This window comes from Bradyrhizobium sp. HKCCYLS3013 (assembly GCF_051167615.1).
GTDB lineage: Bacteria > Pseudomonadota > Alphaproteobacteria > Rhizobiales > Xanthobacteraceae > Bradyrhizobium.
Genome location: NZ_JBNPTK010000016.1, coordinates 75,161 through 88,432 on the forward strand (window position 1 = coordinate 75,161; position 13,272 = coordinate 88,432).

Annotated in this window: 14 protein-coding genes and 1 tRNA gene; 8 read left to right on the forward strand and 7 right to left on the reverse strand. The window is 65.1% G+C overall.

From position 1 onward, the window contains the following. Nucleotides 1-351: 351 nt before the first annotated feature. Together ACQR1F_RS25260 and ACQR1F_RS25265 are read right to left on the reverse strand one after the other, a co-directional pair. On the reverse strand, nt 352-876 hold the full coding sequence (locus ACQR1F_RS25260; RefSeq protein WP_315802369.1) for a dienelactone hydrolase family protein: 525 nt from the start codon (nt 874-876) through the stop codon (nt 352-354). A 1,010-nt stretch (nt 877-1,886) separates the two neighbouring features. Further along, nucleotides 1,887-1,961, reverse strand: a tRNA-Gln gene (locus ACQR1F_RS25265). Between the two features lie 289 nt (nt 1,962-2,250). Between ACQR1F_RS25265 and ACQR1F_RS25270 the strand changes: the two genes are divergently transcribed. Next, nucleotides 2,251-4,029 carry an acyl-CoA dehydrogenase gene (locus tag ACQR1F_RS25270; protein ID WP_434914058.1) on the forward strand — a complete coding sequence of 593 codons (1,779 nt, stop codon included), beginning with the start codon at nt 2,251-2,253 and terminating at the stop codon, nt 4,027-4,029. Between the two features lie 308 nt (nt 4,030-4,337). Here the strand turns inward: ACQR1F_RS25270 and ACQR1F_RS25275 are convergent, their stop codons facing one another. Further along, nucleotides 4,338-5,495 (reverse strand): IS481 family transposase, encoded by a 1,158-nt coding sequence (locus ACQR1F_RS25275; protein ID WP_316216558.1) that lies wholly within the window; start codon nt 5,493-5,495, stop codon nt 4,338-4,340. A gap of 869 nt (nt 5,496-6,364) precedes the next feature. On the opposite strand from ACQR1F_RS25275, the gene ACQR1F_RS25280 reads away from it, so the two are divergent. Continuing rightward, nucleotides 6,365-6,658 carry an HdeA/HdeB family chaperone gene (locus ACQR1F_RS25280; protein ID WP_315802337.1) on the forward strand — a complete coding sequence of 98 codons (294 nt, stop codon included), beginning with the start codon at nt 6,365-6,367 and terminating at the stop codon, nt 6,656-6,658. Between the two features lie 459 nt (nt 6,659-7,117). Here the strand turns inward: ACQR1F_RS25280 and ACQR1F_RS25285 are convergent, their stop codons facing one another. Continuing rightward, the gene (locus tag ACQR1F_RS25285; RefSeq protein ID WP_316178380.1) at nt 7,118-7,417 is read right to left on the reverse strand and encodes a hypothetical protein; all 300 of its coding nucleotides are present in this window, start codon (nt 7,415-7,417) and stop codon (nt 7,118-7,120) included. Between ACQR1F_RS25285 and ACQR1F_RS25290 the strand changes: the two genes are divergently transcribed. Both ACQR1F_RS25290 and ACQR1F_RS25295 read left to right on the forward strand, forming a co-directional pair. Next, nucleotides 7,407-7,610: a hypothetical protein gene (locus tag ACQR1F_RS25290; protein ID WP_434914059.1), complete on the forward strand. Its 204-nt coding sequence runs from the start codon at nt 7,407-7,409 to the stop codon at nt 7,608-7,610. The genes ACQR1F_RS25285 and ACQR1F_RS25290 overlap by 11 nt on opposite strands. Nucleotides 7,611-7,845: 235 nt before the next feature. Further along, entirely contained in the window at nt 7,846-8,061 is a 216-nt protein-coding gene (locus ACQR1F_RS25295; protein ID WP_316218460.1) for a hypothetical protein, read from the forward strand. 287 nt (nt 8,062-8,348) lie between these two features. Here the strand turns inward: ACQR1F_RS25295 and ACQR1F_RS25300 are convergent, their stop codons facing one another. Continuing rightward, nucleotides 8,349-9,614 carry a DUF892 family protein gene (locus tag ACQR1F_RS25300; RefSeq protein ID WP_315802333.1) on the reverse strand — a complete coding sequence of 422 codons (1,266 nt, stop codon included), beginning with the start codon at nt 9,612-9,614 and terminating at the stop codon, nt 8,349-8,351. Between the two features lie 512 nt (nt 9,615-10,126). Between ACQR1F_RS25300 and ACQR1F_RS25305 the strand changes: the two genes are divergently transcribed. The 3 genes from ACQR1F_RS25305 to ACQR1F_RS25315 all read left to right on the forward strand — a co-directional run bounded on the left by ACQR1F_RS25305 (nt 10,127) and on the right by ACQR1F_RS25315 (nt 11,401). After that, on the forward strand, nt 10,127-10,504 hold the full coding sequence (locus ACQR1F_RS25305; protein ID WP_315802332.1) for a hypothetical protein: 378 nt from the start codon (nt 10,127-10,129) through the stop codon (nt 10,502-10,504). 1 nt (nt 10,505) lies between these two features. Then, nucleotides 10,506-10,874, forward strand: coding sequence for a hypothetical protein (locus ACQR1F_RS25310; protein ID WP_315802331.1), 369 nt, complete (start codon nt 10,506-10,508; stop codon nt 10,872-10,874). 242 nt (nt 10,875-11,116) lie between these two features. Next, entirely contained in the window at nt 11,117-11,401 is a 285-nt protein-coding gene (locus ACQR1F_RS25315) for a hypothetical protein (RefSeq protein WP_315802330.1), read from the forward strand. Nucleotides 11,402-11,430: 29 nt separating this feature from the next. Here the strand turns inward: ACQR1F_RS25315 and ACQR1F_RS25320 are convergent, their stop codons facing one another. Both ACQR1F_RS25320 and ACQR1F_RS25325 read right to left on the reverse strand, forming a co-directional pair. Continuing rightward, nucleotides 11,431-11,748 carry a hypothetical protein gene (locus ACQR1F_RS25320; RefSeq protein WP_434914060.1) on the reverse strand — a complete coding sequence of 106 codons (318 nt, stop codon included), beginning with the start codon at nt 11,746-11,748 and terminating at the stop codon, nt 11,431-11,433. Then, complete coding sequence (locus ACQR1F_RS25325; protein ID WP_434914061.1) at nt 11,697-12,245, reverse strand: hypothetical protein; 549 nt, start codon at nt 12,243-12,245, stop codon at nt 11,697-11,699. Before ACQR1F_RS25325 ends, ACQR1F_RS25320 begins: the two co-directional genes overlap by 52 nt. A 251-nt stretch (nt 12,246-12,496) precedes the next feature. On the opposite strand from ACQR1F_RS25325, the gene ACQR1F_RS25330 reads away from it, so the two are divergent. Beyond that, complete coding sequence (locus ACQR1F_RS25330) at nt 12,497-13,261, forward strand: crotonase/enoyl-CoA hydratase family protein (RefSeq protein WP_315802328.1); 765 nt, start codon at nt 12,497-12,499, stop codon at nt 13,259-13,261. The last annotated feature ends 11 nt before the right edge of the window (nt 13,262-13,272 follow it).

Genomic DNA, 13,272 nt, shown 5'->3' on the forward strand with positions numbered 1-13,272 from the left:
TCATATCCAGCCCCATGGACAGACGGGTGCCATGAGGTAAATCAAAGGTCTGACGACCAGGCAGGCGGCTTGAGAGAAACGTCAATCCAGCCACGGAGGTTGCGAGGCTGGAGCGGATCGGCGATATCCAGCATTGCTTCAAACTGCCTTTCTGCGCAGGGCTGGTCATGACACGTCGCGTGCCTGCATCGTTGTTACTTGGCAGCGAATCGCAGAAGCTTGTCAGCCTTGCGCCCAGCGTCGTGATCGTCGTGCCGTCACGGACTGGCTGTTCACGTTCGGCTGAGGCAGGTCGCATGTGGCCGGAGACGAAAACGATCCATCTCGTCTCCAATCGGCTCTCGAACGGCGCTACGATCCCTTGCGCTCGTTTTCGGTCCCGATACCGGGCGCCGACTTCTCCGAGCCAGCCCCGAGATAATGTTCGAACCAGCGAGCAGCATGCTCAATAACCGCCTCCAGCGCTCCCGGCTCGGGAAACAGGTGGCTGGCACCCGGAATGATTTCCAAGGCCTTCAAACCCTGCAGCCGTGCCAACGCCTCCTCGTTGAGTTCGATCACGCCGACATCCGCTCCTCCCACAACAAGGAGGGTGGGGGCCCGAACTTCATCAAGGAAGTCACCAGCAAGGTCCGGACGGCCGCCCCGCGATACGACAGCCCTCACGCGGCGGGGAAATTTCGCGGCCGCAACGAGTGCAGCCGCAGCTCCAGTGCTGGCCCCAAACAGGCCCAGGGGAAGTCTTGCGAGAGACGGCTGTGCATCCAGCCAGCTGACAACGCCAGCGAGCCGGTCCGCTAGCAGCGAGATATCGAAGACGTTGGCCCGATCATCCTCTTCATCGTCGGTGAGAAGATCGAATAGAAGCGTCGCCATACCCCGGGTGTTCAATGCGTCTGCGACCGCCCGGTTTCGCGGACTCAACCGACTTGAACCACTCCCATGTACGAAGGCGACAATTGCATAGGCATCTCCCGGGACATGCAACACTCCTGCAAGACCAATCGGCGGGATCCGGATGTCGTGGGTGTCACTTCTTACCTGTGCCATCGATAAAGCGGCTCCTCGGTAGAGGCCGCAACCTTGTATTCTCGATAGGCTTTGTTTCTTGACACAGATCAATGAGTGTCCGGTTCTCCGGTGACGATCTTACAATCACCAATTGTCACGGCGAGCGGAAAATGGCGCTCTTCGAGCGAGATTGGGTGTGATCTACGCGAAAGCTTCTATAGCGCGCGTCGGGTCGCTTGACTGGCTTTTCCGCGAATATAAGCAGACGAAGGCGTATCTTGAGAAGGTCTCGAAGCGGTCGTGGCCAAGCTATGAGCACAGCATGCAAGCCGTCTGCGATCTGCGAAACAAAAAAGGTGAGCGCATCGGATCGCTGCCGATCAAGAGTATCACCCCGCGCGCCGCGAATAGCGCGGGCGAAAGTGTCCTCTTTCGGCGCGGCGAAAAACTCGTCGGCCTATGCCGCAAGGCATGGCGCGTAGTTCACCGACTATACCCGGCCGAATTCGCCGTCGAGTGTGAACGTGACGGGCAGACCAAATTTCCTTCCGCATCCGTTGAACGAGCTTCTGCATGCCGGAGAACGAGTAGGGTTTGCTGACAGTCTCGACGCCTGCCGACACGGCGGGATGACCGAGCTTGAGGAAGCCGAACTTACGGAGGGACAGGGGCGCGCCCTGTCGGCACACTGCACAAAGGAAAGTTACGCCGGCTATGCCGAGCGCACAGCTCCGCGCATCCTTGCGGCCACACGCAAACGACGAGCTCACGTCTTGGCGAACACAACGCAAACGGAGTTTCAGAATGCGGTCTCTGGCGAGTTTCAGAACAACAAAATCGTGAAAATGTAAGATACTGACCGGGCAGCAGAAATCTGGCTGGGGCGGGAGGGATCGAACCTCCGAATGGCGGAATCAAAATCCGCTGCCTTACCGCTTGGCTACGCCCCATCAGGCTCGGCGGATCGGCGTAGCGTGGAGACGCCCGGCGATTCCGGATCGGCGTCCGTGGTCTACAGAGCGCGCCCGCCCATTTCAACCGCCGGGCGGCAGGAATTTTACGGCGCGCCCAAGTGATCCGGGGCTGCCGCCAATTCGTCAATTTGGACAAGCTCTTATCCCGCCCGTCCCGAGCCGCCGCGGCGGCCTGCCGCAACGACTTGCGAAAAAGTTGAGACCCGGCCGGTTTCATGGGATGACGGCGGCCAAACCGGCAAATTTCGACCCCCGAGGACACGCCATGACCTATCGCGCCCCGCTCAACGACATGCTGCTCGCCCTCAACCACGGCGCCGGGCTGAAGGCGGCGGTCGAGGCCGGCCATTACGGCGATTTCGACCCCGACATCACCGCCGCCGTGCTCGAGGAAGCCGGCAAGTTCGCCACCGACGTGCTCGCCCCGCTCAACACGATCGGCGACAGGAACGGCGTCAAGCTCGCCGACAAGAAGGTGACGACCGCGCCGGGCTGGCCCGATGCCTACAAGCGCTGGACCGAGGCCGGCTGGAACGCGGTGTCCGGCCCCGAGGCGCATGGCGGCCAGGGCCTGCCGCTCGCCATCAACGCCGCCTGCACCGAGATCTGGAGCGCCTCGAACGTCGCCTTCGGCCTGTGTCCGCTGCTGACACTCTCCGCCATCGAGGCGCTCGACGCGCATGGCAGCGACGAGCTGAAGGACATCTATCTCGGCAAGCTGATCTCCGGTGAGTGGACCGGCACCATGCAGCTGACCGAGCCGCAGGCCGGCTCCGATGTCGGCGCCTTGCGCACCCGCGCCGAGCGCGCCGCCGACGGCACCTACCGCATCACCGGCTCGAAGATCTTCATCACCTATGGCGATCACGACATGACCGACAACATCGTGCATTTCGTGCTCGCGCGGCTGCCGGACGCGCCGGCCGGCACCAAGGGCATCTCGCTCTTCCTCATCCCCAAATTCCTCGTCAACGCCGACGGCTCGCTCGGCGCCCGCAACGACATCTATGCCAGCGGCATCGAGCACAAGCTCGGCATGCACGCCTCGCCGACCTGCACCATGACGATGGGCGACCATGGCGGCGCCATCGGCTATCTCGTCGGCGAAGAGAATGCCGGCATGCGCTGCATGTTCACGATGATGAACCAGGCGCGGCTCGGCGTCGGCCTCGAGGGCGTCGGGGTCGCCGATCGCGCCTATCAGCAGGCGCTGGCCTATGCGCAGGAGCGCAAACAGGGCCGCGCCGTCGGCAGCAAAGGCACCGCCTCCGATGCGATCATCGCCCATCCCGACGTCAAGCGCATGCTGATGCAGATGCGCTCGCTGACCGCCGCCTCGCGCTCGATCTGCTACGCCACCGCCGTCGCGCTCGATGTCGCCGTGCGCGCCAAGGATCCGGCCGTCCGTGCCGAGGCCGCCGCGCGCGGCGCGCTGCTGACGCCGATCGCGAAGGCCTTCTCCACCGACATCGGCAACGAGGTCGCCTATCTCGGCGTGCAGATCCATGGCGGCATGGGCTTCATCGAGGAGACCGGCGCCGCACAGCACTATCGCGACGCCCGCATCACCGCGATCTACGAGGGCACCAACGGCATCCAGGCGATCGACCTTGTGACGCGCAAGCTCGGCGCCAATGGCGGCGCCTCGGTGTTCAAGCTGCTCGACGAGCTCACCGACATCGTCCGCCGCGTCGAGGCCTCGAACGATCCGGCCTTCGGCACCACCGGCGCCAAGCTGCGCGACGCGCTGGGCGCGCTCGACCGCTCCAGCCGCTGGCTGCTGGACAAGCTCGGCACCGCGCCGAACGACGCGCTCGCCGGCGCCACGCCTTACCTGCGCCTGTTCGGCTCCGCGCTCGGCGGCTGCATGCTCGCCAACGAGGCGCTGGCCGCGCGCAGCGAGAACGAGACCGACGGCGCCCGCCACGTCGCGCTGGCCCGCTTCTTCGCCGAGACCTTTGCCGTGCAGGCGCCGTCGCTGGAAAAGACCGTCACCGACGGCGCCGACGCCGTGCTCGCCGCCGACGCCGTGCTGGTGGCGTGAGGACTCGAGCCACACAATGTGCTGGTGGCGCGACATGCGCCACACAAAAGGTGTCGTCCCGGCCTTGAGCCGGGACCCAGACTCACCGGCGGTCATGGCTTGGCCCAATCGCTCCTCCATCGTGCCCCGCACTCCTCCCTGGGGTTATGGGTCCCGGCTCAAGGCCGGGACGACAGTTAAGGTTGTGGCCGCGCCCTGCCCCGCACTACGTCATTGCAAACTTTGTGGCGATGAAGGTCGTTTCTTGCGCAGGCCGTCTACTCGGAATTCCGTCATCGCGAGCGCAGCGTTTAGCCCGGAGACATAGCTTACACCTGTTCGGGGACATGGTTGACACTTTTGGGGTCACGCAAATCGATCGCTGCGATCTGATGAGCGGCAAAGAAAACTCCGAATTTTCCGTCTTGTCTGAGTGGACGAATAGCGAGTCGCTCACCGCGAAAGGCTTGAGGGACTTTCCAGAGCCGTCCCTCGAAACTGACATAGGCCTTCGTGCTCGACACGGAACGGACGATCTCCCCCTCGTCGTAGTCCACCGTCGGAAGGCGATCCGGCATGGTGCGTTGGCTGGGCCGATAGCGGCTTGCCGGCACATTGAAGTCGAGAGCCTCATGGGGGCGGTCGAGATTGTAGACGGCTCGCCATTCGTCGAGTGCCCGCTGGACATCGGGAAGGTCCCTGTAACGCTTGAAGGCAAAGACCTCGGCCTTCAGGCTGCGGTGGAAGCGTTCGTTCTTGCCGCGGCTCTGGGGATGATAGGGCCGGCTATGGATCGTTCGAACGCCGAGCTTCAGCAGCCAGACCGTCAACGCGGTCCAGGGGTCTTCGAGAGTAAAGCCCCAGGGGCCACCGTTGTCGACGAACATCGCATCCGGCAGTCCATAGCGGCGGAACGTCGTCTCCAAATGTCCTTTGACCGTAGAGCCGCGCTCATTGTCGCAGGCCGCCAGGCACAAGGAAAAGCGCGAGTGATCGTCCAGCGCGGTGAGCGGATGACAAGACACACCGTTCTCCAGCGCACTGTGTCCCTTGAAGTCCATCTGCCACAGCTGATTGGGCGCATCCTTCTCGAACCGCGTGTAGGGCTGCCCGGGCGTGCCGCCAGGCTCCGTCACCCGATCGTAGCGGCGCAGGATGTTATGCACGGTGGAGATCGCCGGGACAGCTTGCCCATCGCGATCGAGACGATGCGCGAGCTTGCGCGCGCCCCAGGCCGGGTGAGCATCGCGCAACGCGACAATCTGCTGCTCAGTCGCAGCTGCGGTGCGCTCCGGACTTCGATGCGGCCGCCGCGACCGGTCCGCCAGCGTCGTATCGCCGGCGTCAGACCGCTCGATCCATTTGTAGCCGGTCTGGGGGCTGATGCCGAACCGCCGACACAGCTGCCGCCGGTTGGCTCCCTCCTGCTTGGCAAGCATCACAAACTCTCGTCGCTGGTCCATGACAGACACCTCTCGCCACGGCATCGCTCGCCCCTTTGCTTGACGAATCGAGCCAATTTTGAGGTGTCAACCATGTCTCCGAACACCTGTCAGCCATGTCCCCGGGCTGAACACTGCGCTCGCAATGACGCCAGGCGCACAGTCCCGATCCACACTGCCATACAAAATGCCGCATCAGATGAGCTCGTGATGAGATGAGCATTCGCGCTCTCGCGACGCCTGCCGCGCCCGAGTGATGCCCAGAAGTCCCGCCCTCTCCAGATGGAGGGCGCGAGGAAGGCCGGACCTCGGCTGAGGCCCGTGGCCCGCCTGCAGAAAAAAAGCAGGCGGCAGTCACCACAGGTACAGCCGGACAGACCCGGCCTTCCCCGCGCGATGGTTTTAACGGGCTATAGCGCGCTCTTCCTGGTGCACCGGGCTTTCTGGCCACCATGTCGCGACGACGCGCTCTCGCGCATCGCGCTGGATACTAGCATCGGAGTATCAGAACCACACGCCTTCACCGTCCGCGAGCCTGACGTTCGTCCGTGCTATCAGCACGCCGCCCGCCCGCGTCCACCGCATCCCGCTGCCAACGTCCGTGACGACCGCGAACCGTCCCCTACCGTGCAACGGGATGCGCGGACCATAATGCTGATTTGGGGAAGCCGCCAAGCGATTTATGTTTTTCGGAATCCATTGACACCACGGCTTCGGATCGAGGTGAGTTGCCCGACGGGCGCATCGGATCGCCGCACCCAACCGCCGCATCCTTGACTTCTGAGCGCGCTCCGGCCAGTGCTACCACTGCCGCTCGCCGCGACCGGGACCACGTCTTTCAGCTCGGTCTGCGAAGGGATTGGTAACGCTCTGCATAGTTCATTGTTTTCATCATATCCGTTTGGAGACGCCCCATGAAATCGCTCGTCGCTCCTCTGTTCACCGCGGCCGTTCTGCTGTCCCCTGCTCCGGCCTCCGCCGTCGTGCTCGATCTCTCGACCATGAGCTGCAAGCAGTTCGTCGAAAGCGGCGACGACACCATCAAGATGGTGCTGATCTGGCTGGACGGCTGGTACAAGGGCGACCAGGACGAAGCGCTGTTCGACACCGAGGAGTTCGTCGCCAACGCCAAGAAGTTCGGCACCTATTGCGCCGAGCATCCCTCGGTCAGCATTGTGACGGCCGCGGAGAAGATTCTCGGCAAGTAACAGGCCATCGACGAATTGCTGAAGCAGGCGGCGTAGGGCGGGTTAGCGACAGCGTAATCCGCCGTCTCGCCGCTCCTCGAACGGCGGATGACGCTGCGCTCATGCCCCTGCTCCGTCGGGACGGCTCATACGCCCAACCAGATCAGCCCACCCGGCAACTCGTCCGCCGTAAAGTCGACCTGCAGCACGACGATGTCCGGGCTGCACGGACGGCTCCGACGCGTGCAGGATCGGTGTCGCATACAGCCAGATGTCGCCCGCGTGGCCGGACAAGGCCGCGATAAGTCCGCGCAACGCCGACGCATCGAGCGACGCCGGCAAATGCACCGCACCGGCGTCAGCAAAGCGGGACTTCTGGAGAGAGGAGAACTCGACGGTCATACGCGCGTGAGATTAGAGCGCACCCAAGGCGTTTGGCAATCGCCAGTTCGGCGACAGCGCAGCGGGGCACGGACACAATCAGACGCAACTCGTCGCGCCAGCTCCGCGCTCTCGTTGCGTTGAAGAAGCAAACCGCGCGGCTCGCGCGGTTGGTCCCTCTTCACGCGAGAGTCCCATGTCGATCAGCTCCGTCAGTTCTCCTCTCTCCACGGTCTCGGCCCAGGCCACCACCGCCCCATCGTCCACCACAGCAACTTCGTCGACGACCGCCACGGCCTCGTCGTCGGCCACGAGCCCGGCCGACGGCGCATCGCAAAGTTCCTCCCGCAGCGGTGGCTCGTCTTCGAGCAAGGCAGTGGTCAGCGAGGTGTCGATCACGCTCGATGGCGTCACCACGACAACCATCACCTATTCCGACGGATCGACCGAGGTGACCAAGACCGCAACTGCATCGGACAGCAGCAGCAAGGGCGCGGAGGGTTACAATGCGCAAGGCTACAATGCACAAGGCGCTTCCGGAAACGGCACGAGCGGCGGCACCGGCACGTCAAGCCAGAGCATGACGGTGTGAGCCGTCGTGCATCCGCGATGGCCTGACTAACAGTTCCCGCGCGGAACCGTGGCGTATCGGCAGTCGGCCGTGACACTGCGGTGACGCCGCCAAGCAACACTGCGCGTCAGACTTCGCGATCGGGCGATTGTTAATTTGCGCCGCCGGCACGATTCACTGCTGTTAGCAAACAAGGCAATCAGGGGGGATGTCGATGTTGCGGGGCGTGATGGCTGGGGGGCTGCTGATCCTGGCGATGGGATCGGAGCTTCAGGCGGCGGGCGAGTCAGGTGCGGAGACGCGGATGTCGTGCTCAGATGTCCGTTACTACGTCGAGAAGTACACGGCCGAGGTCGCCGAGATGTATGCGCGCAGCCGCGGCGCCACCGACGCTCAGATCAACCGTGCCCGGCGCTGCCTGACGCCGGTGCATGCCCGGCGCGCGGAGCGGTGGCGGACGTCCGCAGAATAAGTCGAGCCGCTGCGGCACGCGATCGCAGCGTTGGTTACTCCGTCATGCCCGGGCTTGTCCCGGGCATCCACGCGGTTCTCAGCGCGCGGTATGACGTGGATGGCCGGGACAAGCCCGGGCATGACGACGTGGAGGGAGACGAGCACATAGCTGCGATGTTCGACGCGAGCCTTGCCTCCAGGGAGGTCGGCCGCTGCGTAGAAAATAGGGCGGGTTAGCCGAAGACGTAACCCGCCATCTTCGCGGAAAAACGGCGGATGACGCTTGCTCATCCGCCCTACTCCCAATCACGCCTGCTCGATCGCGGCAGGCATCTTGGCGACGGACATCAGCGAGCGGGCGACCTGGTTGAGGAGCTGATCGGCGTTCTCCTCCTCGGCCAGCGACTTCGACAGCAGCGCGACGACGGCGCTGTGGCGGAGCTGCTGGGCGAGATTGCGGGCGGTGGTGTAGCCGGACATCTCGTAATGCTCGACGCGCTGGGCGGCGCCGATCAGCGCCAGATCGGCGGCGGCATCCTCCTTGTCCTCGCCTTGCGCGATGATCTCCTGGCCTTCCTCGACCAGGCCCATCATGCCCTTGCAGGGTTTTGCCCGCGGCGTCTTGCCGAGCAGCTCGAAGCATTCGTTGATGCGCTCGATCTGCGCCTCGGTCTCGGCCAGGTGCTGCTCGAACAGTTCGCGGAGCTGATCGAAGCGCGCGGCCTCCGCCATCTTCGGCAGCGCCTTGGTGAGCTGCTTCTCGGCGTGGAGGATGTCGCGCAGCTCCTCGATCAGGAGATCGCCGAGGCCGGCCTCGTCGGCCGGCGGCGAGCTCTCGGTGACGATCGCATTGGCCGCGCCGTTCTCGGCCTGGATCGCCGGCGATTCCGTGAACACCCAGTCGCCGCCCTCGTTCCAGGGACCGCGGGTGTCGATCTCGCCGTGGTCGCCGGTGCCGGTGGAATCGTTGAAGAACTGATCGACCAGGCCCGGCGTCGGCGCGATGCGGCCGATGCTGAAGGCCGGCTTGTTCATGCTCTCCAACGCCAGCGCGAACGCCTTCATGTGGGTGATCTCGCGCGTCATCAGGAACTGCAGCGCGTCCTTGGTGCCGGCATCGTCGGTGAAATTGATCAGCCGCTCGTAGACGATCTTGGCGCGGGCTTCGGCGGCGATGTTGCTGCGCAGGTCGACGTCGAGCTCGCCGGTGATCTTGAGATAGTCCGCGGTCCAGGCGCTGCCCTGCGAGTTGAACAGGTTGACGCCGCCACCGCCGGCGATCGCGATCAGCGGATCGGCCTCGGCCGCCTCGCGGTCGAACTTGGCGGGCTTGAGATGCATGCGGGCGAGCGTGCCGACGACCTCGAGATGGCTCAGCTCCTCGGTGCCGATGTCCATCAACAGGTCCTTGCGATCGGGGTCCTCGCAATTGAGGCCCTGGATCGAGTACTGCATGGCGGCGGCGAGCTCGCCATTGGCGCCGCCGAACTGCTCCAGCAGCATGTTGCCGAAGCGCGGATCGGGCTCGTCGACACGGACGGTGAACATCAGCTTCTTGACGTGGTGATACATGGAAGGCCTCGGACGTTTGCGGGGACGGCAAGCAAGGTCCGAACGGCCGGGCATCACGGTTGTTCCTTACCTCCGACTGATGGCCTTGCGCGTTCCTGCCGGCCGCGCGGCCCGGCAGACCGGCCACGGCACGAAGGGTCGGGGGCCGAGTCAAACCAGCTCCCCCGCCGGCCAGGTCCATATGCACGCCGAAACGCACTTCACACCTGGGTTGCCGGCGTCATCGGCGCTTCGCGCGTTTGTGCCAGGGATCCGCAAGAGGAACCTGCCGGGGGTCAGCGCATGCGCCGCCGGGCGCCGGCTACTGCGCGACATCCTGTTGGCAGCTGAACGATGGCCTCTTGCTAAGGTTTTCCCTGCTCGCCTAAGCTGTTCCGCTGGAGAGTGACATGTTGATGCGAACACCGGCCAGGGAGAAGCCAGGTCTCGGCGAGCGAGTCCGCCGGGTCATCGAGCGACTCCGCGACCACGCATCGTCGTTTACGCTATCATCGCCCGCGAATGGGGCGACAGTGCGGAAGCCCTCCTACGTCGTCGAAGAGGAGCCTGACGACAGCAACATGGATGTCGCGCTGGCGGCGCTGATCGACCAGATCGAACGTCCCGCGCGGACGCCGCCGCCGCGATTTCCAGGTCTGGCACGCATCACCTCATCGCGTCAGGCGCCGCACATCCCGGTCTACGAGCGGCCGCCTTATTTCGACGTCGCGCCACGCCCCGTCGAGGTCGAGCCGCGGCGGATGCCCTATGATGAGCCAGCCGAGCGGATCGTGCCGGAGGACGAGCTGTCGGAGCTGCGCAAGGATCTGATGAGCGCGATCTCGGCGCGACTCGGATCGCCGGAGGATCATCTGGCGACGATCAGGAACCTGCTGAGGTCGGTGAAGTAGGATGTGGGGCCGCAGCAACATCGGCAAGACGGTCGAGGAGCTGACCGATCATCTGCGGCTGGTCGATCACGTGCGCGCGCTGCAGGACGGCCAGAAGGAGATCGCCGAGGCGATCCGGGCGGTGAACCAGCGCCTGACCTCGATCGAGGCCGAGTTCAGGGTGCTCAAGGCCGAGACCCAGCGTGACGCACTGCGCGAGGTGCAGCACGCCGTGCAGGGCGTTCAGGGCTCGGTCCATGACGAACTGACGCGCATGGCGACGCGGCTGGTGGTGCTGGAGCAGGCCTTGCGGCGCGAGGCCGTCCGCCAGCAGGCTCCAGCCGCTGCCTCGCGCGCAGCGCCCGTCCCCCGGTCCGACGGCGCCAAATAGGCGGCAGAGGCGGATCGATCGCGTGCGGCCGGTCGCGCCACGACGGGGCAGCCCGACGCCCGCGGGCCCTGCGGCGCGCCCAAACGCCGCGAGGCGCGTTGAGACATTGTTAACCCGGCGGCGCGAGCCTCGCGGCGGACCTCACGCACGAGGCCAAAGGCGACGACAGTCCCGTCGCAGGGTGCGGACGTCAGCACCGGATCCGCAGCCCGCATCGGCCTCACATCCGAGCGAGGCGAGCCATGCCCATCAATGCCATCGGCTCCGTCACCACGACGTCAGCAGCCCCGGCGGCGACCGCCCTGGCGCGAACGGGATCGCGCTCCGCGGTCAGCACGGCCGGCGTCCCGACGGCGAGCAGGATCGTGATCAGCAAGGTCTCGATCACGGTCGCCGGCGAGATCATCACCACGACCACCTATTCGGACGGCACAACCGGGGTGACGGTCTCCACAGCGCCGCCGAGCACGGGGCTGCAGACCTACACCGCCCGGGGAACGCTCAGCGGCGGCCGCATCGCCGCGTGAGACGGTGCGCTTGGCGTCGCCGTCGGCCCTCAGCGCAGCCTGGCCGCGCGGCTCGCGATGTCGATGACAACGCTGCCGGTCTTGGCGTAACCCTGCGGCACCGAGCCCTCGCCCGCCGCGGGCTCGCGCATGTCTTCCGCATCCTTCGGCTTCGGAAAGCCTTTGCCACAGGCTGTCTCGATCGTCTCGCGGTCGGCGTAGCTCACGTCCGCAACGACCGTTCCGGGGCTCGGCCCGGCCGCGAGCTTCGACAGATCGAAATATTTGAGCTGCTCCGAACAGGTAACGATGTTGGTCAGGTAGGCTCCCGTCGTGTCCTCGGCCTGCAGCAGAAAATCATAGGACATCTCGATGGCCCGCCGCTGGCATTGGCGAAGCCGACGCGCGCCACGCCCGTCTCGACCACCCCCTGCCCCATATGCCCGGTCAGGCAGACGAGCACGTCCTGCGCTTCGTTCCTGGTGGTGGAGATGACGCATTCATCCACCTGCATGCCCGGCTGGAAGCCGCGAAATTTGTAGGCGCCGCCGACCTGCTCGAACACGACCGCGCCGCCGAAATCGGTCGCGTGCGGCTCGCAGCCACTGCCATAGCTCACGAGCAGCAGCGGATTGCTGGAGGCCAGGAAACGTCCCTGCTGCCGCTCCGGCTTCAGGGTGACGTCACAGCGGCGCCCCTCGGAGTCGGGATAGGATCTGGCGCGCTTGCAGGTGGTGCCCGCGATCGCGCCGGGCGCGCAGAACAGCGACAGCAGCGCGCGGTCGGTGGCGGCAGCCTCAGCGATCCCCGGGAAGACCTGACAGAGCAGCGGCAGCGACAGCAGTACTGAAAAGAGCTTGGTCATCGAATTGCCTTGCAAAACATCGCAGTTCTGCGCGGGACGATAGCGGACGCCGATACTGTTGCAAACCAGTCGTAAACCACGGCGAGACTCATGGCGAACGCTCGCCTCCGGTCACGCCCGCATTCCCTTCGCGACCAATGACCGCTTCAGCCCTTGGCGCGACCAGCGGATGATGTAGGCTGCGGTGAGATGCAGGACTGGACAAATGGCCGGCGGCAACGCAGCGGCCGGCGCACACGCATGAGGAGCCCATGACCGACCATCTGATCGTCACCGACGAGGGCGAGACGCGGACGATCAAGCTCCGGCGTCCGGAGAAGAAGAACGCGATCACCCAGGCCATGTATCTCGGCATGAGCGATGCGATCGACACCGCGCAGAACAACCCGCTGGTGCGATGCATCATCATCACCGGCGGCTCCGGCGTGTTCACGGCCGGCAATGATCTGGAGGATTTCCTGCATGCCGGCAATGCCGGCAGCGACGCCGCGCGCACGTCGGCGGCGACCAAGTTCCTGTATTCGCTGGCGCATAACGTCAAGCCGATCATCGCCGCGGTCGACGGCGTCGCGATCGGCATCGGCACGACGATGCTGTTCCATTGCGACTACGTGCTGGCGTCGACCACGGCGACGTTCTCGACGCCCTTCATCCATCTCGGCCTGGTGCCGGAGGGCGCCTCGAGCCTGCTGATGCCGCAGACCATGGGCTATCAGCGCGCGTTCGCGATGCTGGTCATGGGGCGCACCATGACCGCGGAGGATGCGCAGATCGCGGGCTTCGTCAATACGGTGGTGGCGCCGGGCCATACCGAGGTCGAGGCGCACAAGGTGGCGCGCGACATCTGCCGGCTGCCGGCCGAGGCGGTCGCGATCGGGCGCAGACTGATCCGCACCGCGCCGGACGAGCTGACCCGCCGCATCGACCAGGAGGCCTATCTGTTCGCCGAGCGCATGACCTCCGAGGAGGCGGTCGGCGCGTTCAAGGCGTTCCTGTCGCGCAAGAAGAAGAAATGAGCGGAGCCGCG